Source organism: Methylocaldum sp. GT1TLB, from assembly GCF_051027445.1.
GTDB lineage: Bacteria > Pseudomonadota > Gammaproteobacteria > Methylococcales > Methylococcaceae > Methylocaldum.
The window spans coordinates 2,284,798-2,304,569 of the sequence record NZ_CP194898.1 but is presented as its reverse complement, the minus strand read 5'-3'; the positions used below and the strand labels follow the sequence as shown (position 1 = coordinate 2,304,569).

General features: G+C 58.3%; 16 protein-coding genes and 1 tRNA gene. 8 read left to right on the top strand and 9 right to left on the bottom strand.

Annotation, left to right across the window (positions count from 1 at the left end):
• Positions 1-231: 231 nt before the first annotated feature.
• Entirely contained in the window at positions 232-1,050 is an 819-nt protein-coding gene (gene ppsR / locus ACR2R1_RS09885) for a posphoenolpyruvate synthetase regulatory kinase/phosphorylase PpsR (protein WP_077729308.1), read from the bottom strand.
• 113 nt (positions 1,051-1,163) lie between these two features.
• Here ppsR and ppsA point away from each other — a divergent pair, with 113 nt between their 5' ends.
• Entirely contained in the window at positions 1,164-3,524 is a 2,361-nt protein-coding gene (ppsA, locus tag ACR2R1_RS09880) for a phosphoenolpyruvate synthase (RefSeq protein WP_086133109.1), read from the top strand.
• A 52-nt stretch (positions 3,525-3,576) separates the two neighbouring features.
• A tRNA-Ser gene (locus tag ACR2R1_RS09875) sits at positions 3,577-3,667 on the top strand.
• Between the two features lie 128 nt (positions 3,668-3,795).
• Here the strand turns inward: ACR2R1_RS09875 and ACR2R1_RS09870 are convergent.
• The 3 genes from ACR2R1_RS09870 to ACR2R1_RS09860 form a co-directional block, all read right to left on the bottom strand.
• On the bottom strand, positions 3,796-4,812 hold the full coding sequence (locus ACR2R1_RS09870; RefSeq protein ID WP_210024137.1) for a hypothetical protein: 1,017 nt from the start codon (positions 4,810-4,812) through the stop codon (positions 3,796-3,798).
• A 526-nt stretch (positions 4,813-5,338) separates the two neighbouring features.
• Positions 5,339-6,076 carry an ABC transporter ATP-binding protein gene (locus tag ACR2R1_RS09865; RefSeq protein ID WP_086133111.1) on the bottom strand — a complete coding sequence of 246 codons (738 nt, stop codon included), beginning with the start codon at positions 6,074-6,076 and terminating at the stop codon, positions 5,339-5,341.
• Positions 6,073-6,816, bottom strand: a complete 744-nt coding sequence (locus ACR2R1_RS09860) for an ABC transporter permease (RefSeq protein WP_077729313.1) — start codon at positions 6,814-6,816, stop codon at positions 6,073-6,075. The genes ACR2R1_RS09865 and ACR2R1_RS09860 overlap by 4 nt, the downstream gene beginning before the upstream one ends.
• 139 nt (positions 6,817-6,955) lie before the next feature.
• On the opposite strand from ACR2R1_RS09860, the gene ACR2R1_RS09855 reads away from it, so the two are divergent.
• From ACR2R1_RS09855 to ACR2R1_RS09835, 5 genes are read left to right on the top strand one after another with little or no spacing between them, the layout of a single operon-like run.
• Complete coding sequence (locus tag ACR2R1_RS09855) at positions 6,956-8,539, top strand: thymidine phosphorylase family protein (protein ID WP_086133112.1); 1,584 nt, start codon at positions 6,956-6,958, stop codon at positions 8,537-8,539.
• Between the two features lie 2 nt (positions 8,540-8,541).
• A complete protein-coding gene (locus tag ACR2R1_RS09850; RefSeq protein ID WP_210024138.1) occupies positions 8,542-9,435 on the top strand; it encodes a ribose-phosphate diphosphokinase in 894 nt (297 codons plus the stop codon).
• A 6-nt stretch (positions 9,436-9,441) separates the two neighbouring features.
• Positions 9,442-10,965: an ATP-binding protein gene (locus ACR2R1_RS09845; protein WP_086133114.1), complete on the top strand. Its 1,524-nt coding sequence runs from the start codon at positions 9,442-9,444 to the stop codon at positions 10,963-10,965.
• Positions 10,966-10,972: 7 nt separating this feature from the next.
• Entirely contained in the window at positions 10,973-11,545 is a 573-nt protein-coding gene (locus tag ACR2R1_RS09840; protein WP_077729321.1) for a hypothetical protein, read from the top strand.
• A 4-nt stretch (positions 11,546-11,549) separates the two neighbouring features.
• A complete protein-coding gene (locus ACR2R1_RS09835; RefSeq protein ID WP_077729322.1) occupies positions 11,550-12,911 on the top strand; it encodes a sigma 54-interacting transcriptional regulator in 1,362 nt (453 codons plus the stop codon).
• 214 nt (positions 12,912-13,125) lie between these two features.
• Here the strand turns inward: ACR2R1_RS09835 and ACR2R1_RS09830 are convergent, their stop codons facing one another.
• The 4 genes from ACR2R1_RS09830 to ACR2R1_RS09815 all read right to left on the bottom strand — a co-directional run bounded on the left by ACR2R1_RS09830 (position 13,126) and on the right by ACR2R1_RS09815 (position 17,305).
• On the bottom strand, positions 13,126-13,977 hold the full coding sequence (locus ACR2R1_RS09830; protein WP_077729323.1) for a universal stress protein: 852 nt from the start codon (positions 13,975-13,977) through the stop codon (positions 13,126-13,128).
• A 14-nt stretch (positions 13,978-13,991) separates the two neighbouring features.
• The gene (locus ACR2R1_RS09825; RefSeq protein ID WP_434113909.1) at positions 13,992-15,464 is read right to left on the bottom strand and encodes a SulP family inorganic anion transporter; all 1,473 of its coding nucleotides are present in this window, start codon (positions 15,462-15,464) and stop codon (positions 13,992-13,994) included.
• Between the two features lie 663 nt (positions 15,465-16,127).
• Positions 16,128-16,697 carry a nicotinamidase gene (locus ACR2R1_RS09820; protein ID WP_156880652.1) on the bottom strand — a complete coding sequence of 190 codons (570 nt, stop codon included), beginning with the start codon at positions 16,695-16,697 and terminating at the stop codon, positions 16,128-16,130.
• A 56-nt stretch (positions 16,698-16,753) separates the two neighbouring features.
• Entirely contained in the window at positions 16,754-17,305 is a 552-nt protein-coding gene (locus ACR2R1_RS09815) for a macro domain-containing protein (RefSeq protein ID WP_156880653.1), read from the bottom strand.
• 433 nt (positions 17,306-17,738) lie between these two features.
• Between ACR2R1_RS09815 and cysZ the strand changes: the two genes are divergently transcribed.
• Complete coding sequence (cysZ, locus tag ACR2R1_RS09810; protein WP_156880654.1) at positions 17,739-18,509, top strand: sulfate transporter CysZ; 771 nt, start codon at positions 17,739-17,741, stop codon at positions 18,507-18,509.
• On the opposite strand, the gene mtaB is transcribed toward cysZ, so the two are convergent.
• A complete protein-coding gene (gene mtaB / locus ACR2R1_RS09805) occupies positions 18,452-19,771 on the bottom strand; it encodes a tRNA (N(6)-L-threonylcarbamoyladenosine(37)-C(2))-methylthiotransferase MtaB (protein WP_133717390.1) in 1,320 nt (439 codons plus the stop codon). The two genes, cysZ and mtaB, sit on opposite strands and share 58 nt — an antisense overlap.
• Position 19,772: the final 1 nt, after the last annotated feature.

The window sequence follows — 19,772 nt, the reverse complement described above, 5'->3', positions numbered from 1 at the left end:
TCGGTCTGATCAGTTTATTAATCAGGCCCGTAAATACCCTCCCGGTATTTACGGGCCGCCGCCCAGGCCGGTACACGCTTAGGCTTGGGCTCGCGCGGCTTGTCGCCGCGCTAAGGAAACCCTGCCCCGGATTACCCCGGCCTATGTTTATAGGCCGGGGTAATAATCAACGATACGGCCGCGCCGATCCGAGGCTATGGTGCCGGAGGTAAGTCCGCGACCTGGCCCCGTTTACCACCGCATTCGTTGCAGACCAGCACGGTGAAGTATGTTGGCGGCGATTTCTTCCACCGACATGGTCGAAGTATCTAAGTAAGGAATTCCCGCTGCTTGGAACAGCCCGTCCGCAGCGCGGATTTCATTTCGACATTGTTCGAGAGAGGCGTAGCGGCTTCCGGGTCTTCGTTCTTCTCTGAGCTGATGTAGGCGTTCCGGATTCATGGTCAGACCGAACAGCCGCTCGCGGTGCTTCCGTAGATTGGATGGCAGCCCGGAAAGATTCAGGTCCTCCTCGGTCAAGGGATAGTTGGCGGCCTTGATGCCGTAGTGCAGGGCGAGAAACAGGCTGGCCGGGGTTTTTCCCGAGCGTGAAACCCCGACGAGAATGATGTCGGCTTTGTCGTAAGCGTCGACGCCGATGCCATCGTCGCAATCGATGGCAAATCTCAGAGCTTCCACGCGCCCCCGGCCCAGAGCCGCATTGCCCAAGCCGTGGGCCCGTCCGATCGCTTGGGCGGACGGCTGTCCGAGCGCCGTTTCCATGCGATCGAGAAAGGCTTCGAAAAGATCGAATACCACGGCTTCGCTGCGTTCCAATATTTGACGAAGATGATCGTCGGTCAGCGTACTGAACACCAGCGGCGCTTGTCCGTCCCGGGCAAATGCGTCGGCGATGCGCCGGCACGTGTCTATCGCCTTGGCTTCGCAATCGACGAAAGGCTGGGTGACGCGTTCGAACGTGACGGTCTCGAACTGGCTCAAGAGACTCCGTCCGAAGGTCTCGGCGGTGATGGCCGTGTGATCGGATACGAAGAAGACGGTGCGTTTCATGCTTTTCTTACCATGCCGGGTGGATTCCCATAGAATACTGAATTCGAACGCAGGAAGCTTGTGAAAGGGCCGCGGCGCATCGCAAGCTCTCGGCAACTATTACGGGGTGTCCGATGAACGAATACGTGGTTTGGTTCGATGCTTTGGGAATGGACGATGTGGGGCGCGTAGGCGGCAAGAATGCCTCGCTCGGCGAAATGATCAGCCGGCTTTCCGAGGCGGGCGTCACGGTACCCGACGGTTTCGCCACCACGGCCGAAGCGTATCGGGATTTTCTCGCTCAGAACGGCCTCGACCGACGCATCTGGGCGGAACTGGACCGGCTCGACGTTGATAACGTCACGGCGCTGGCGCGCGCGGGCGACACCATCCGCCAGTGGATCATGAACACACCTTTTACCCCCGAACTGGAAAAAGCCATCACGGAAGCTTACCGCCAACTGGCCGGCGAGTCCCCGAAGGAGTTTTCCGTGGCCGTGCGCTCCTCTGCCACGGCGGAAGATCTTCCGACGGCGTCGTTCGCCGGGCAGCAGGAAACCTACCTCAACGTGCAAGGCCTGGACGGCGTGCTCCGGGCGGTCAAGCAGGTTTTTGCCTCGCTTTTCAACGACCGGGCCATCGCCTATCGCGTGCACCAAGGCTTCGAGCACCGCAAGGTATTATTGTCCGCCGGCGTGCAGCGGATGGTGCGCAGCGATCTCGCCGCGAGCGGCGTGATTTTCACCCTGGATACCGAATCGGGTTTCCGCGATGCCGTTTTCGTGACTTCGAGCTATGGCCTCGGCGAAATGGTGGTGCAGGGCGCGGTCGATCCTGACGAGTTCTACGTCTACAAGCCGTCTCTCGCGGCCGGAAAATCGGCAGTGCTGCGCCGCAGCCTCGGCAAGAAAGCCGTCAAGATGATTTACGACCCCGCCAAATCCGTGGTCACCGTCGACACGCGCGAAGAGGACCGGCAGCGGTTTTCCGTCACCGATCAGGAAGCGGAAGAGTTGGCGCGGCTCTCGGTGCGCATCGAACAGCATTACAAGAGGCCCATGGACATCGAATGGGCCAAGGACGGACTCGACGGCCGCCTCTATATTCTCCAGGCCCGGCCGGAGACGGTGCAAAGCCGCGTCACGCGCGAGATGGAGCGCTATCGGCTCAAGCAGAAGGGTAAGGTGCTGGCCGAAGGCCGCAGCGTTGGGCACCGCATCGGCAATGGGCTCGCCAAAGTCATCGCCAGCGTGTCGCAGATGGATCTGGTGCAGCCGGGCGACGTGCTGGTGACCGACATGACCGATCCCGATTGGGAGCCGATCATGAAAAGAGCCAGCGCCATCGTCACCAATCGCGGCGGGCGGACCTGCCACGCGGCGATCATCGCCCGCGAGCTCGGCATTCCCGCGGTCGTCGGCTGCGGCGACGCCACCCGCAAGATCCAGCGCGATACCATGGTCACCGTCTCTTGCGCCGAAGGCGATACCGGTTACATCTATCAGGGCGAACTGCCCTACGAAGTCAGCAAGGTCAACTTGGACGAGATGCCCAAGCTGCCGGTCAAGCTCATGATGAACGTGGCCAACCCGGAGCGCGCTTTCGCCTTTTCCGCGCTGCCGAACGACGGCGTCGGCCTGGCCCGGCTCGAATTCGTCATCGCGCGGACCATCGGTGTTCATCCGAAAGCCTTGCTCGAATACGAGCGCCAGCCGGCCGAGTTGCAGCAGGCGATCCGCGAGCGCATCGCCGGTTATCGCGATCCGGTGAGTTTTTATGTCGACAAGCTGGCCGAAGGCATCGCCATGATCGCCGCCGCCTTCGCGCCCAAGCCCGTGATCGTCAGGACCTCGGACTTCAAGACCAACGAGTACGCCAATCTTCTGGGCGGTAAAGCCTACGAGCCGAACGAAGAAAATCCCATGATCGGTTTCCGCGGCGCCTCGCGTTATGTGGACGACTCATTCCGTGACTGCTTCGAGCTGGAATGCCGCGCCTTGAAAAAGGTGCGCGAGGACATGGGGCTGGAGAACGTCTGGGTCATGATTCCCTTCGTGCGCACTTTGGACGAGGCGCGCGGAGTCGCCGAGCTGCTCCAGCGCTTCGGCTTGCCGCGCGGGGTGAACGGGCTCAAATGGATCATGATGTGCGAAATTCCCTCGAATCCCTTGCTGGCCGACGAGTTCCTGCAAATCTTCGACGGCTTCTCCATCGGTTCCAACGATCTGACCCAGCTCACCCTGGGCATAGACCGCGACTCCGGGCTGGTCGCGGGGGGCTTCGACGAGCGTAACCCGGCGGTCAAGGCGCTCATCCGCCAGGCCATTCAGGCCTGCCGCAAGCATGGCAAGTACATCGGAATCTGCGGACAGGGGCCGTCCGATCATCCCGACCTCGCTCGCTGGCTGCTGGACGAAGGCATCGAGAGCTTGTCCCTCAACCCGGACACCGTGGTCGAGACCTGGATGTTTTTGGCCGGGAATAACGTCGGTTGAGTATCGAGGAGGCTGACAACCGCCGGATTTTCAATTAAAATGCCGCGTTTTCGGAGAGATGGCCGAGTGGTCGAAGGCGCACGACTGGAAATCGTGTATACGGCAAAACCGTATCGAGGGTTCGAATCCCTCTCTCTCCGCCAATCATAGAAACCGAAGGCGTTCGGTGAAATCCGGAAAACCCGCGAGTCACAAGGCTTGGCGGGTTTTTTGTTGTCCGGAGACGTTCGGCAGGGAACGCTTGAACCAAATCGCTTGTCATGCGAGGCCGTCACCCCGACACTCCCCCCAAATTGGCCAGTGAAGCCCCTAAGGAGCCGCCGATAAACGGTGCCAACATAGCGATTACCTGGGGTAATTGACGCATGGGTTCCCGCGATATACCGAAAGTCTGGAGATAACTCCACAGTTCCTGATGTTCGGATGTGGGAAAGTTTCGATTGAACTCGCGCTTGGCGCGCGCGTACAAGGCCAAAGTGCAGGGGATATACAAGGCGATGACCATCAGGGAAAAAACCGCACCCCAGTACATGCTCAAAGTCAGCGACCAATTGACGAATTCCTCGGTCAGTTTTCCCTGCCCCAAGAAGACCACCGGCCACCGCAGCCAGGCGAGCATATGCAAGACGCCGATCAACAGCATCGCAGAACCCAAATTGACCGCGTTTTTTAGGTGGCTAAAACGCGCTTCGATAAAATGCAGGACTTCATCCGGAGGCAGTTCCTCGAACGGAGCCATGGAACTGCTTCCGGCCAGAATGATCGCGAAAGGCACCACGGTCGCGATCAGATTGACCACGCTTACTAGTCCGAGAATAACTCCGAGCTGCAAGGGTGAAAAATAGCCTGACGCCTCAAGTACCCCGTAGGTCAGTCGAAAAATCGCGGTTACACCATTTTCGCGGAGAGTACCAAAAACGAAGTAGGCGACGGACAGGATTCCGAGGAGACCTATGATTGCACCGAAATACCTGAAGCATTGACGACTCAGGTTGAGGCGAATCGTATGAATGCTGACGATCATCACGGCAACTGCAATGGCGTAATAGACAATTACAGCCGTCAGCCACACCGTTCGCGCACGTAGCTCGGACAATTCCATAACGATGCCGCGGTCGAACGCTGAAATCTGACGGGCCAACTTGCCGGGGATCGTCGACAGTCCGAACCCGCCCAATTCGAATACTACGATAGCCGTCAGCAAAACCCCGACCGGGGCAAAGGCGAAAAGAAGACATCCGAACTCCTGCTTCGTCGCAGCATCGGGAAGAAAAAAACGCTTTCTCATGGCTTTGGCCCCCAGCCGATGTCCTTCTCCGCCAGGAACGCACCGGGTAATGACGGTCGTGGCAGAACGACGATCGTTTAGATGTGAAATTTACATTGTACGAGTCTGTCAGGCGGTCGATTCCTTCGCCCACGGTCGGTCGCCGCAAATAGCCCCGACCCGCCGACCATGACGTGTAGCCTATTTCGGGAAGCTCGGATAGAGCGACGCCGAATTCAGGGAGCTTGCCGCCCTACGCGTCCAGCATTCCAATATATTTCAGCCGGTTGATTTCCGCAGATGATGGGAGATTTTCGACAAACGGTCCAGGGGGCGGTCTCTACCTGATCCGAGTGTTTGAGCTCTTGGTCTATTACTCGAAGAGTCGCTATTTCGGTGCTGCACGGTTTCCATTAGCTAATCCGTTTGCCGACCCGTTAACGTCGGGAAAGGATTCCCGACCTACAATAGCCTAAGGCGCTATACCACATCGGAAAATGCACTAGCGTGGCGCGTGTGCCGCCATGGGCAGTATCTACAAGAACGGTTAAAGCAGCTCCCGAATGACCGGATAATCCGAGTAAAGCCGCTGGCGAAAGGTTTCGATCGCGGCCTCGCTTCGCTCGGTGCGCGGGATGTTTACCGGAATGTCGCCAATCACCGAAGCCGGACGCGACGACAGGAATATCAGCCGATCCGCCAGTTCGATCGCTTCGCGCAAGTCGTGGGTGACGAACAGGACCGTGTGCGGACGCTCTTGCCAAAGTGCCACGACCAGTTCGCGGACACGGCGGGCCGTGGGCGGATCGAGCGATACGAACGGTTCGTCCATGAGCAAGAGATCCGGATTGACGGCGAAGGCCCGCACCAGGGCCACACGGCGGCTCATGCCCAGCGAGAGCCGTTCCGGGTATACATCCTGCGCGTTGGCGAGTCCGACTACGTCGAAAAGATGATCGATATAGGCGGGATCGGCCTCTTTGGGAAGGGCCAGCTCGATGTTTTCCCGCACCGTCCGCCACGGAATGAGGCGCGGATTTTGAAAGACATAACCGATGTGCGGTTTTCCGGTTTCGGTTCCGATTCGGACCGTGCCTTCATAATCCCGGTCCAGTCCGGCTGCTATATTTAGTAGCGTAGTTTTGCCGCAGCCCGATGGGCCGACGAGACAGGCGAATTCGCCGGATCCGAGTATGATGGACAGATCCTGGAGTATAGCGGGTGCTCCCGTTTCTCCTTTGGGCCGATAGGTTTTTCTGACTATCTCGATTTGAACCGCGGTCATCGGCGCCACCGTTGGGCATGGCGATCGAGAGGCTTGAGGAGGCCGATCTCGATCAGTTGAATTACGACGACGAAGGCGATGGTGTAGGCGAGGATGGCGGAGACGTTGAACATCTGGAAGAACAGGTGCAGTTGAAAACCCATGCCGTTGCTGCGTCCGAGCAATTCCACGACCAGAATGATCTTCCAAATCAGCGCGAGCCCGGTCCGCGAGGCGGCGATGAAGAACGGGTACAACTGCGGCCAGACGATGTGGCGCAGCGTTTTGTACCGGCCGAACCGATACGCTTCGGCCATCTCCAGGAGATCTCGGTCCAGCGTCCGTGCGCCTTCCCGCACGGTCACGACGACATTGGGCAGCTTATTGATGACCACGGCGGCGATGGCGGCGCTCTCGACCAGCCCGAACCAGACGTAACACAGGATGATGATCACCAGAGCCGGAATGTTCAGAAAAAACACGAGCCAACTGTCGAAAAAACGATCCAGTTTTTCGTGCCGGCCCAGCAGGATACCCAAGGCAGTCCCCATACTCATGGCCAAGACGAAACTGACGGCCAGCCGCGCCAGCGTCACGCCGAGATGGTAGGGCAGCGCTCCGGAGCGGACTTCGGACAGAAGCACTTCGGATACCTCCAAGGGAGACGGCAACAGCGGCGTTCCAAAGGCGATTGCCGCGGCTTGCCAAAAGGCGACCAGCGCCGCGATCGAGGTTATCGGGTAGAAAAAAGCGGCGCGCATGTCGGAAATAGCGGCAAATGGACGTGAGAAACGACTGATTACAACTGACGTGTTATTTTAAGGGTTCGGCGGTGTCAGTGGTAAACAATCCGCCTTCTTTGAGGAAAATTAGAGTTTTTTCGAAAACGATTGCGGAACCATGACCGAAACAACATCCGATTCCGAAGTATCCGATCTCCGCAACGATCACATCAGCTATCGGCTCAAGCTGCGCCGCATCGCCATCGATACCTATCGGGAAAATGTCGCCTATCTCCACCGGGAGTGTTCGGTTTACCGTGCGGAAGGCTTCCAGGCGCTCGCCAAGATCGTGGTCTATTGCAACAACGAGCGAATCGAAGCCGTACTGAATGTGGTGGACGACGACCAGATCGTCAATCCCGACGAACTGGGCCTTTCCGAGCAAGCCTTCAGTCAACTGTGCGCGGAGGAGGGGCACGACGTTCGGGTCGCGCAGGCGGAACCGCCCGCATCCATGGATGCGGTTCGGCGCAAGATCGGCGGAGAGCGGCTGAGTTACGACGATTACATTTCCATCACCCGCGACATCGCGAATCGCCGTTATTCGAAAATGGAAATGGCGGCCTTTCTGGTGGCGACCGGACAAAACGGACTGGATCGGGATGAAGTGCTTCTTTTGACCAAGGCCATGCTGTCGACCGGAAGCCGGATCGACTGGAACGAGCCTTTGGTGGCCGATAAGCATTGCATCGGCGGCATTCCCGGCAACCGGACATCCATGCTGGTCGTGCCCATAGTGGCGGCGCACGGCACCTTGATTCCGAAAACCTCGAGCCGTGCCATCACGTCGCCGGCCGGTACGGCGGATACCATGGAGGTCTTGGCGCGAGTCGATCTCTTGCCGGAGACCTTGGACAAGTTGGTTCGAATCGAGCGAGGCTGCCTGGTCTGGGGTGGAACGACGCGCCTGGCGCCTGTGGACGACATGCTGATTTCGGTTGAGCGCCCGCTGGGCATCGATTCGCAAGGCCAGATGGTGGCTTCGATTTTGTCCAAGAAGCTCGCGGCCGGCGCGACGCATCTGTTGCTGGATATCCCGGTCGGGCCGACAGCCAAAGTTCGGCACATGCGCGATGCGATGCAATTGCGAAAACTTTTCGAGTACGTCGGCGACCGCTTGGGACTTTATTTGGAGGTCATGATCACCGACGGCCGGCAACCGGTCGGCCACGGTATCGGGCCGGTTCTGGAGGTGCGCGACGTGATGCAGGTGCTGGAGAACGACCCGCGTGCTCCGACCGATTTAAGGGAAAAGTCCCTGCGATTGGCCGGGCGTATTATCGAATTCGACCCGGATGTGCGCGGCGGTCAGGGATATGCCATCGCTCGGGAAATTTTGGAGTCGGGGCGAGCCTTGGAAAAGATGAACCGTATTGTTGTGGCACAAGGTGTGCAAGAACAAAAATTCGAGCTGGGCAAGCTAACGTATGAAGTCTGCGCCGAACGCGCGGGGTCGGTGACTCATATCGACAACTTTTTTCTCGCTCGTATCGCGCGACTGGCCGGAGCGCCGATGTCGAAAGGGGCTGGCGTCGACGTGCTGAAGAAGCTGGGAGACAAGGTGGAAAAAGGCGAAGCGCTGTACCGGATTCATGCCGAGTTTCCGTCGAATTACGATTTCGCTTGCGATTTCGTCCGTCAGCGTACGGGGTACGAGTTGGGCGAGTTCGATAAAATACCTAAAGGTTACGTGGAATTTTGACCATGATTTTAGGATTCTCCGATTCTCGCGTTCAGGCCATGGCAGTGGTGGAGGCTCTGGATGCCCGATACGGCGAGGTCGGCATCCACCGTTTTCCGGACGGGGAAAGCAAGGTGACCTTGCCGGAGATAAAGGACGAGCATGTCGTCGTATTTCGCAGTCTCCAGGATCCCAACGACAAATTGGTCGAGCTGCTCCTGGTCGCTCGCGCTCTGCGGAACCAAGGCGTCAACAGACTGTCTTTGATAGCGCCCTATTTATGTTATATGCGGCAGGATTGTGCCTTTCAACCGGGTGAGATCGTCAGTCAAAAAATAATCGGGGAGTTTCTTGCCGGCTTGTTTGATGATGTCGTGACCGTCGATCCTCATTTGCACCGTATCAGCCGGCTCGAAGAGGCGGTTCCGGCGAGAAATCCGATTGTCGTACCGGCGGCTCCGCTGTTCGCGCGTTATCTCGCGAACCGGTCAGACAAGCCGTTGCTGGTGGGGCCGGATGCCGAATCGGAACAATGGGTAAGCGCCATCGCGAAAGGCTGCGGGCTTCCTTTTGTCGTCGCTTTCAAGCAACGTTTCGGTGACAGGGCAGTGTCGGTCGAGACGACTGATTTTCAGGTGAGGGGGCGAAGCGTAGTCCTGGTTGACGACGTGGCCAGCACCGGCACGACCTTGACCGAAGCCGTTGCCAAGCTGCGCGCACTGGGGGCCGAGAAGGTCGATGTGCTGGTGACTCACCCGTTATTCGTCGAGAATGCCGTCGATAAGCTGCGACGTAGCGGTGTTTCCGAGATCGGCAGCAGCGACAGTATTCTTCACTCCACGAATGTCGTGTTTTTGGCCCCGATCCTGGCGGAAACCTTAAGAAACGCACTCGACTACAATCGGAATTCCAGCTAAGACTCCATGCTGATCTTCTTTAATATTCTGCGAAGGATATCGCTCAGGAAGCTGATTCTTGTCGGTTTTACGATGGCGATACTGCCCTTGGTGCTCGCCTTGGTGTTCGCTGTCACGGCGGTCAAGGAATTGGCGGTTTCCTCTCAAAAAACGGCTTATCGGGTGGCTCAAATCAGCCAAAAAAAGGAGTTGTTGCGCGAGAGGCTCACCGATTTCGAGCGCAAGGCCAAGCGGTACTTGATTTTAGAAGACGCGGAGAGCCGCGTCGCTCTCGAAACGGTTCACCGTGACCTCGGCGAGGTAATCAGCAATTTGTTGAGCTTGACCGAAGAGCCGGCGTTGGTCGCCCAGCTCCAGCGGTTTTCGGTAGAAGAGGGAGGCATCTTTCAGCATGTTTCGAACATGGCGATCGAGCCGACGGCAAAGCCCGAAAAAGTCGACACCCGCCGTTCCGGCGCGACGCGCGAGCAGCGTGACCGGCCTAGAAAGGCGCGCATGGAAAAGACAGATGAAATGTTTTCGACGCTCAATCTGAAGGCTAAGGAACTCGCTCGCGGTTTCTCGGGGATCGTGGATTCCGAGGTCGACAATCTGGAGAGCAGGTCCTCCGCGGTTCAGCGCCGGATGTTGCAGGAGTCGTCGGTTCTGCTGCCTATTTCGGTGGTCTTAATTTCGTTTGTTACGTTTTTCATCATCCGCTCGGTGCGCCAGATGGACCATGCGATACGCAAGCTCGGGGCCGGCGATTTCATTCGGCCGATCCAGGTGACCGGACCCAAGGATTTGGAATACCTGGGCGAACGGCTGGATTGGCTGCGCAGCCGGCTGCGAGGTCTCGAGGAGGCGAAACAGCAATTCATCCGCCATGTGTCCCACGAGATCAAGACTCCGTTGGCGACTATCCACGAAGGCACCGAACTGTTGGCGGACGAAGTGGTCGGGGAACTCAATACCGAGCAAAGAGAGATCGCGCAGATCGTGGTCAGCAATACGCAAAAGCTGGATACCTTGATCGCCGAGTTGATCAATTACAGCCAAGTCAACGCTCGTCCCGGAGCCATGCTTCGGGAAACGGTCAATATGGCGAGGCTCGTCTCAGAATTGATCGACGATTACCAGATTCGCTTGCGCACCAAATCCATCGAGCTGACCGAGCAGTTGCGGCCGGTCGAACTCGACGGCAACCCGGATCAATTGCGTACCGTTGTTGATAACCTGCTGTCAAATGCAGTTAAATACTCGCCCGTCGGCGGCGAGATCTGCGTGACGCTCCGCCAAAACGGCGGCCATATGGAGTTGGAAGTAGAAGATGACGGCCCGGGCATAGAGCCCGACGAGCGTAAACACGTTTTCGAGCCGTTCTTTCAGGGAAAAGCTGCCCGAGAGGACGGCATCGCGGGGACGGGCATGGGATTGGCTATTGTCAGCGAATGCGTTTCCGGTCATCATGGCAAGGTCGAAGCCTTGGAGCCCCGCCCGAACAAAAAAGGCGCCCGTATTCGGGTGCAAATACCTTTACGGCTAGATTAAGCGATACATGAAATTCCCCTCCCGCGCTACAGCTCTGATCGTGCTGTTTGCTATCACGGGTTGCGCAGGATTCAGAAGCAAGGAGAGTGCTGATACTGCACCCAAAGCGTCCGAGCAGAAATACGCCAGCTATGCGTTCGAGGATCTCCTCAGTTTTGCCGCCGAGATTGCCCGCCTGCCTCCGGCCGAGCGGCTATCCGAATGTCAGCAACTGTTGCAGCGTTACCAGGCCGATCGCAGCTTAGGCGTACGTCTGCATTTTTTCTTTGCCCAGGCGGCGACCGAGGCCTGTGGCGACATCAGGAATGCCTCCGTGATCGTGGACGCCTCTTTGGCCGAACTTCAGGACGAACGGCTTAAAGCCTTGTTGATTTATCAGAAAGAAATTTTGAGCCGTCTCGACAACGAAATCGAGCGGCGAAAACACTCGGAGCGTCAGGTCTCTCACACCGTATCGAAAGAAAAGAAAGTGCACCGGCGGCTGAAAACGCAAGAGAGCGAGCTGAAAGAGCTTCAAGAGAAGCTGGATGCGCTCAAAGCTATCGAGCAGCGTTTAGACGAGCCAGACAGCGGACAATAATCCTATGAACACTGCACGTAAACGTGTCCTATTGGTGGACGATGATCCGGATCTGTTGCGCCTGGTGGCCCTGCGTCTCACCTCAGCGGGATTTGAACTGGAAACCGTGAACAGCGGACCGGCGGCCATTTCGAGGGTCTCCGTGTTTCGCCCCCATGTCGTCGTGACGGATCTGCGTATGGAGGGCATGGACGGCCTGGCGTTGTTCGACTTTCTCCATGAGCAATATCCGACGCTGCCCTTCATCATCATGACGGCCCACGGCACGATCAGCGATGCCGTCAGCGCGACCAAGCGGGGCGTGTTCGGCTTCGTGTCCAAACCTGTGGACAAGAACGAACTGGTCAAGCTGGTCAACCAGGCCATGCGGATCGGACTGACCAGCGGCGTCACGGTGGATCAGGACGCTTGGAGACAACACATCGTCACACAGAGCCCTCTCATGGAGGAGTTGCTGAGCCAGGCCAATCGCGTCGCACAGAGCAAGGCGAGCATATTTATCGGCGGCGAGAGCGGCACTGGCAAGGAGTTGCTCGCGCGCGCGATTCACGAGGCCAGTACGCGGGCGGACGGGCCGTTCGTGGCGGTCAATTGCAGCGCGATTCCGGAAAATCTCTTCGAATCCGAACTTTTCGGGCATCGCAGGGGCGCGTTCACAGGCGCCACCCGCGATCACAAAGGGCTCTTCCGTGCCGCGGACGGCGGCACTCTGTTTCTGGACGAAATCGGCGACATGCCCAAGTCTTTTCAGGCCAAGCTGTTGCGCGCGCTCCAGGAGATGAAGGTGCGCCCGGTGGGCGCCACCGATGACGAGCCGGTCGACGTGCGCATCATTTCCGCAACTCACGCGGATTTGGATAAGGCCATGGCGGAAGGGAACTTCCGCGAAGACCTTTATTACCGGCTCAATGTCGTCACCTTGATGCTTCCGCCCCTATCCAAGCGGCCCGAGGATATTCCTTTGTTGGCGATGCATTTCCTGAGGGATCTCGCGGAAACCTACGGCAATCGGGTCAAGGGATTTTCGCCGGAGGCCATGGAATGTTTCGTGAATTTCGAATGGCCCGGAAACGTGCGGCAACTCCGTAACGTCGTGGAGCAGTGCGTCGCGCTGTCCTCGACGCCACTCATCCCGGTGACGCTGGTGCAACGGGCGTTGCGGGACGAACCGGCGTCGTTCCTGTCCCTGCAGGAAGCCAGGGAACAGTTCGAGCGAAACTATCTGATCCGGCTGTTGCAGATGACCAACGGCAACGTAACTCAAGCCGCCAAGCTGGCCAAGCGCAACCGGACCGAGTTCTACCGCTTGCTCAGCCGGTACGGCATGAATCCGTCGTTGTTCAAGAGTTCCGACGTAGCGCCTTAGGGCAGTAGGATGGGTAGAGCGATAGCGAAACCCATCGATCGCGAACCGGCAGGGCAAGCAGGCAGGCCGGAAAGGTCTGCCCCGGGTCGCCCGAGAAGCGGAAGCTTCTTCGTGCGGGTTCCCAAACAGGAGTTTGCGAACGAGAAAAAAACTAAGAAAAAATAGCCTTATTTTTCTTCCTGCCGGTTCCATCGCTTACCTTTTCGATTTTTCGTTATCGCAGCACCAGCACGGGAAGCGAGGCATTGGTGAGCATGCTCGTCGTCGTGCTGCCCACCAGGAACTCGCGTATCCTGGAGTGGCCGTAGGCGCCCATGATCAACAGGTCGATGCCATGCTCTTGCCGGTACCGCTCGGAAACGTTGATGACGTCGCCCTCGCGGATTTCGGCCGTCACGTCCAAGCCGGCCCGCGCCAATGTGGCTCTGGCCCAGTCGAGGTGCTCACGCAGACCGGCACCGTCTTTGCCGGCCATCAGAATGTGACAGGAAAGCCCTCTGAATAGCGGGCTGTTGGCAACCATCTCTATGCCTTTGCGCGTGGTCGCGCTGCCGTCGAAAGCGAACATGACCCGTTCGGGCTCCCGGAATTGATGGGGCGTTACCAGAATGGGTCTGTGCATCGTTCTGATCACCGTTTCCAGGTGGCTGCCGATATGACGATTGGTGCCGTTGGTGCTTTCGCCCTGCTTGCCCATCACCAATAAGCGTATATCCTCCTCGAGTTCCAGAAGCGTATCCACCAGGCTGCCGTGGCGTTGAACGCAGGATGGCGACTCGACGCCGTCGGCCACCGCACGCTCTTTTGCCGCCGCCAGCATCAACCGGCCCTGTTCGCGTGCGAGTTTCCCGCGTTTTTCATCCAGAGCCGTCAGTTCTTCCAATAAGGATTCGCGGCTGCCCAACCCGATATTGCCGCTCAGATTGCCGTCCACCGGGTACTGCGACTTGTCCAGCACATGAATGAAAGTCAGCCGAGCCCGAAGGCGCCGACTGGCCCAGGCCGCATAGTCGCAGACCGCCGTAGCCGCCCTGGACCCATCGATACATGCCATTACCTTAGTCATACTGAAACCTTTCCTCAGTGAGCCATCAATTTTTCCACGGCTTCCGGTTTATCGTGCACCGCGAACCGATCCACGATGGTCGCGCTGGCTTCGTTCAAACCGACGATCTCGACCTCGATGCCCTCGCGCCGGAACTTGATGACGACTTTATCCAGCGCGCTCACCGACGTGATGTCCCAGAAGTGGGCGCGAGTCAAATCGATCACGACTTTATCAATATCCTCCTTGAAATCGAAGGCTGCGGTGAACTTGCCGGCGGAGGTGAAAAACACTTGGCCGACCACGAGATAAGTCCGTATCGAACCGTCATCGCTGGACTTCGAACGGACTTCGAGAAACTGACCGACCTTGTTCGCAAAAAACAATGAGGCCAGCAATACGCCGACGAAAACGCCGAGAGCGAGATTATGGGTCGCGACCACCACCGCGACGGTCGTGATCATGACGATATTGGTGCTCAAGGGGTATTTGCTCAGATTGCGAATGGAGTCCCAACTGAAGGTTCCGATGGAAACCATGATCATCACGGCAACGAGCGCCGCCATCGGGATGCGCGATACCCAGGGCCCTAAGAATACGACCATGATCAACAGGAAAACGCCTGCCGTCAGGGTAGATAGTCGCGTCCGCCCGCCGGACTTCACATTGATCACAGACTGGCCGATCATCGCGCAGCCCGCCATGCCGCCGAACAGGCCCGCCGCGATATTGGCGATGCCCTGGCCCTTGCACTCCCGATTCTTGTCGCTGGGCGAATCGGTGAGATCGTCGACGATGGTGGCCGTCATCATCGACTCCAATAGCCCGACGATGGCCATGGTGATGGCATAGGGGAAAACGATTCCAAGGGTTTCGACATTCAGCGGCAGATCGGGCCACAGGAACACCGGCAGACTGTCGGGCAGTTGCCCCATGTCGCCCACGGTACGGATATCCAGGTCAAACCCTATGGCGATTGCGGTCAGAACCACGATGCAAACGAGCGGCGACGGAACGGCTCTAGTCAGGGACGGAAACAGATAAATGATGGCCAAACCGCCGGCGGTCATCGCATAGACATGCCAGCTCACGCCGGTGAGTTCGGGTAGTTGCGCCATGAAGATGAGAATGGCCAAGGCGTTGACGAACCCCGTCACCACCGACCGCGACACGAACCGCATGAGGTCGCCCAGTCTGAGATAACCGGCAATGATTTGCAGAATGCCGGTCAGAATAGTGGCGGCGAAGAGGTATTCCAGCCCATGCTCTTTGACCAGCGTAATCATGAGCAGCGCCATGGCGCCGGTGGCTGCGGAGATCATGCCTGGACGGCCGCCCGCGAAGGCGGTAACGACGGCGATGCAAAACGACGCGTACAGGCCGACCTTGGGGTCGACCCCCGCGATGATCGAGAACGCGATCGCTTCTGGAATCAGCGCCAACGCCACCACGGTACCCGATAGCAGATCGCTGCGAATATTGGAAAACCAGTCTTGTCGAACGGACATTAGCATTTGACGCTCCAATCAAATAAAAACAACGAAGATAGTTATCGCGACGAACTCAACGATCTGAAGAATGCCGACTAACGGCAACGGCGAAATTGAAGATCTTTCCGTTGATCGTCCCGCCAACGGTGCAGTTCGTCCGATATCCGACGCCTGGCTGCTTCTTGCGTCCGGGCTTTCTTTATCAATCAGGCCCGTAAATACCCTCCCGGTATTTCGGGCCGCAGCCCAGGCCGGTAACACGCTTAGGCCGAGCTTACGCAGCTTGTCGCCGCGCTAAGGAAACCCTGCCCCGGATTAACCCGGCCTAATTTATAAGCCTGGTTAATAAACCGAGACAGACTTGATCAGGTTCCGCCCAAGCGTGGTTCTCGACAGCAAAATAGCCGGCGTCCGTCATTCAGGGCATCTGACGGCAAATTCGAAAAAGCTGGGTAGGAAGGGCGGATGTCCTGCCGAGTAGGACAGGGCAGGCGACGCTATGGCGGAGTTGGAGAGGTGTGGTAAGGCATCGGACAGATCAATTGTCGCTTCGCTTTTGTTTACGTTTGGTTGACAATTTAGTGGGTTGTGTCAGGCTTGTCCACGAAATGAATTGTTTCTGTGGAACAATATAACTTCACAGTAGTCGCGAAGCGGGCAGTCCTGTGCTGCAACCGCGAGTCAGGAGGCAACGCCGGCGCCCGCATCCTGCATTTCCCGTCGGGCTTTCTCTCCGCCTTGAGGCGTGACCGGACGGGTGGCATCCCGGATCACCATGACCTCGAAGCCCTCCGTGCGTGCGTCCAGCACCGTGGCCAGCACGCAGACATCCTCCGCGAGACCGCCTATCCAGAGGCGCCTGATGCCTGCTTTGCGCAAATGTCGGGCAAGTCCGGTCTGGTCGAAGGCGGAATTTTGATCCTGGTCGAAGCGCACGCCCTTGGTCACGATGATGGCCGAATCGGGAAGTTTCAGGTCGGGGTGAAAGAGGGCGCCCGCGCTGTCCTGGAGGCAGTGAGGCGGCCACGGGCCGCCGCTTTCTTGGAAGCTGACATGCCCTACGGGGTGCCAGTCACGCGAGGCGTAGACCGGAACGTTTGCTTTAGTGGCGGCCTCAATCCAACGGTTGAGTACAGGCACCACCGCATCGCCGTTTTCGACAGGCAACGCCCCGCCCGCACAAAAATCGTTCTGCACATCGACCACGATCAAGGCGTCGCCGGGTGCAAATAGGCTGTCGATATTCGTCATTCTCGTTCACCTTTCATCTCGACGCTAAATCACCCATAAAAGGTGTCGACTTGAGATCACGTTTTGGACTCGTGTTCCGAAACGGTCTCGAGGATTCTGGCGTGCAACTGCAGGTCTTTCGCGTGGAACAGGACGAAGCGTATGTGTTCGACCGACGAGAGCTTCGTTGCTTCGTCGAAAATAGTCCTAAAGGCAATATGTGCCGCCGCTTCCATCGGATAGCCGAACGCGCCGGTTGAGAGAGCCGGGAAGGCGACGGACCGGATGTTGTTCTGCTCGGCCAGGTGAAGTGCGTTGCGGTAGCAGGCGGCGAGCAGTTCGTCGGCGGGTTCGTCAACCCCGTAGACCGGCCCAAGGCAGTGGATCACGTAACGGTTGGGCAGGTTATGAGCGCCGGTGATGACCGCCTGACCGGGACGAATCGGGGCGAACTGCCGGCATTCCTCTTCGAGTCCGGGCCCTGCGGCCCGGTGGATCGCGCCGGCTACGCCCCCACCCGTGCGCAGCGCGGCATTGGCCGCGTTGACGATAGCCTCCATGTCGGGCTGATCGGCGATGTTCCCCTGTATGCATTCGATCGCTACGTCGTGGATAATTCGTTTGGTCATCGATGTCACTCCCTCAGTCGCGCTGTTGGTGACGACAACTTTGCCACGTGACCGGACCGTAAATCGCAATAATTCGCTCAGGTTTGACCTTTACTGCCGTCCTCGTGAACGCGAAATCTCGACCAGGAGACAGAACGGTGGCGGACTGGTTCCCGAACTCCGGTTTGGGAACCCATTGCGAGAAACTACAGCTTCTCGGGAATTGCTCCCAAGCTTGGAGCTTGGGCGCCAGCGGTAAGTTCGTCTTGAATCGTCAGTCGCGTGCCTTATGGCCAAGCGGCCTTCAGAGCCGTAGGATAATGGCATGGACTCGTCTCCTCGGAAAAAGTCTCGTATCAAAGCGGAAAACAAGACTACGCGGTCGAGCCTGTGGAGAACTCCCTGAAATCGACAGTCAGAAATGAGCTGTTCCTAATCCGGATTTAACCCATTCATGAATTACCCAGTAAACACCGAGAAACTCAATAACCTGCATCTTTCCGCCGCCTGTCTCCTGCGCGGATTACGCTTGCTCTCGACGCCCGGTCTGCGCCACCTGGTAGGAATTCCGCTGCTGATCAACCTGGTGCTCTACGGAATCGCCCTGGTCGGCGGGGTTTATTATTTTTCGGCTTTCATAGACTGGCTGGTGCCGGCCTGGCTGGATTTTCTGCGCTGGCTGCTGTGGCCTCTGTTCGGACTGAGTTTTCTGCTCATCGTGTATTTCACGTTCACGATGCTGGCCAATCTGATCGGGGCGCCGTTCTACGGACGTTTGGCGGAAAAGACGGTCGTCTTGCTGAAAGGGCAGCCGGCGCTGGTGTCGGAAGCCTCCTTGGGTAAAGCGCTGGTGAGTGATTCGTTGTCGGAGGCGAAGCGGTTGCTATATTTTCTGACCCGCGCCGTTCCGTTGCTCGTCCTTTTTCTGATTCCGGGCCTCAACCTCATCGCGCCGTTCCTTTGGCTGGCGTTCAGCGCCTGGTTCCTGGCGCTCGAATACATGGCCTATCCGCTCGAGGTCCATGGCTACAGGTTCGACGAGCAGCGCCGCATCGCGAAGAAACTGCCGTTCGGTGTGTTCAGCTTCGGCGGCCTGGTCACGCTGGGGCTAACCATCCCTTTGCTGAACGTGCTGATCCCGCCGGCAGCGGTGATCGGCGCCACGCTTTATTTCTTGGAAGGACAGATCGGGGATCGGCCGGATGCCGGTTCGGCCAAGAGATAATCGCCCGAATCGGCGACAGCCCTCAGTCGAGCGTTGGTGATGCGGTTCGCCAAGGATTGTTTTGCTTCGGCTCGGGCCGCCACGCGCAGATAATTCGGCGTATAACCGAAAACCTCGGGGACATCGTCCGACGCCGCTTTCTCGGTTTCCCAGAGAACCGGAAATTCGCGCCCCAGGAATCGCTCGAAGTTTGCCCGCTTCAGTCTTTCCGAAAGCTCGTGCAGCGCGCGGCTTCGGGCCTTCTTGAGCTCGGCCGGGACATGGCCCGGCATTTCGGCGGCCTTGGTGCCGGAGCGGGGCGAGTAGGCGAAGATATGGATGTGGCCGAACTCGATCGACTCGATAAACGCGAGGCTCTCTTGCCATTCCGCTTCGGTTTCGCCGGGAAACCCGACGATCACGTCGGTGGTGATATTGATGTCCGGAACGTCCTTCCGCAATCGGCCTACCAGCCGGGCGAAATCGGCCGTTTTGCAGCGACGGGCCATGCGTTTCAGTACCGAATCGGCCCCGCTTTGCAGCGGCAGATGCAGGTGCGGCATGAATCTCGGATTCTCGAAAAGTTCGCTGAAGGAATCCGGCAAATCCCAGGGTTCCAGGGAGCCCAGGCGCAGGCGCGGGATGTCGGTGCGTTCGAGTACGGCGCGAATTAGCCGATCGAGCCCGTAGCCGAGGTCGCTGCCGTATCCTCCTAGATGAACGCCGGTGAGCACCGCCTCCTGGACGCCTTGGGCGTGCAGGTCGTCGATCTCGGCGACGATTTCGTCTATGCTCCGGCTCCGCTCCTCGCCGCGCGCGACGGTGACGATGCAGAACGTGCAGCGGTAACGGCAGCCGTCCTGAACCTTGACAAAAGCGCGTTGCCGGCCGAGCCGGAATAAGGCCGATTCGCCGGGATCGGTCGAAAACGCCGGCATGACCGGCAGATCGAGTTCGTCCTTGGCGATATCGATCAGCTTTGCCTTGTTCTCGTTGGCGACCACCAGATCGACGCCCAGGCCTTCCGCTTCCTCCCGGTTCAGGGTGGCGTAGCACCCGCTGAGGACCAGCTTCGCTTTTGGGTTTTCGCGCGCCGCGCGGCGTATCAGATGCCGGGATTTGCGCACGGCCTCCTGGGTGACCGCACAGGAATTGAGCACAACGAGATCGGCTTCCTCGGAGTCGTCGACGATGCGATGCCCCTCACGCTGGAGCTGCCGCGCCCAGGTTTCGAGTTCCGCCTCGTTGAGGCGGCAGCCCAAGGCTTTCAAATTAACGCGCATT

What these genes read in the sequence shown, in the direction of transcription:
- ACR2R1_RS09815 (WP_156880653.1), bottom strand. Translation starts at nt 17,305, where the DNA reads ATGACCAAACGAATTATCCACGACGTAGCGATCGAATGCATACAGGGG.
- ACR2R1_RS09840 (WP_077729321.1), top strand. Translation starts at nt 10,973, where the DNA reads ATGAAATTCCCCTCCCGCGCTACAGCTCTGATCGTGCTGTTTGCTATC.
- ACR2R1_RS09820 (WP_156880652.1), bottom strand. Translation starts at nt 16,697, where the DNA reads ATGACGAATATCGACAGCCTATTTGCACCCGGCGACGCCTTGATCGTG.
- cysZ (WP_156880654.1), top strand. Translation starts at nt 17,739, where the DNA reads ATGAATTACCCAGTAAACACCGAGAAACTCAATAACCTGCATCTTTCC.
- ACR2R1_RS09860 (WP_077729313.1), bottom strand. Translation starts at nt 6,816, where the DNA reads ATGCGCGCCGCTTTTTTCTACCCGATAACCTCGATCGCGGCGCTGGTC.
- ACR2R1_RS09865 (WP_086133111.1), bottom strand. Translation starts at nt 6,076, where the DNA reads ATGACCGCGGTTCAAATCGAGATAGTCAGAAAAACCTATCGGCCCAAA.
- ppsR (WP_077729308.1), bottom strand. Translation starts at nt 1,050, where the DNA reads ATGAAACGCACCGTCTTCTTCGTATCCGATCACACGGCCATCACCGCC.
- ACR2R1_RS09825 (WP_434113909.1), bottom strand. Translation starts at nt 15,464, where the DNA reads ATGTCCGTTCGACAAGACTGGTTTTCCAATATTCGCAGCGATCTGCTA.
- ACR2R1_RS09830 (WP_077729323.1), bottom strand. Translation starts at nt 13,977, where the DNA reads ATGACTAAGGTAATGGCATGTATCGATGGGTCCAGGGCGGCTACGGCG.
- ppsA (WP_086133109.1), top strand. Translation starts at nt 1,164, where the DNA reads ATGAACGAATACGTGGTTTGGTTCGATGCTTTGGGAATGGACGATGTG.
- ACR2R1_RS09845 (WP_086133114.1), top strand. Translation starts at nt 9,442, where the DNA reads ATGCTGATCTTCTTTAATATTCTGCGAAGGATATCGCTCAGGAAGCTG.
- ACR2R1_RS09855 (WP_086133112.1), top strand. Translation starts at nt 6,956, where the DNA reads ATGACCGAAACAACATCCGATTCCGAAGTATCCGATCTCCGCAACGAT.
- ACR2R1_RS09850 (WP_210024138.1), top strand. Translation starts at nt 8,542, where the DNA reads ATGATTTTAGGATTCTCCGATTCTCGCGTTCAGGCCATGGCAGTGGTG.
- ACR2R1_RS09835 (WP_077729322.1), top strand. Translation starts at nt 11,550, where the DNA reads ATGAACACTGCACGTAAACGTGTCCTATTGGTGGACGATGATCCGGAT.
- ACR2R1_RS09870 (WP_210024137.1), bottom strand. Translation starts at nt 4,812, where the DNA reads ATGAGAAAGCGTTTTTTTCTTCCCGATGCTGCGACGAAGCAGGAGTTC.
- mtaB (WP_133717390.1), bottom strand. Translation starts at nt 19,771, where the DNA reads ATGCGCGTTAATTTGAAAGCCTTGGGCTGCCGCCTCAACGAGGCGGAA.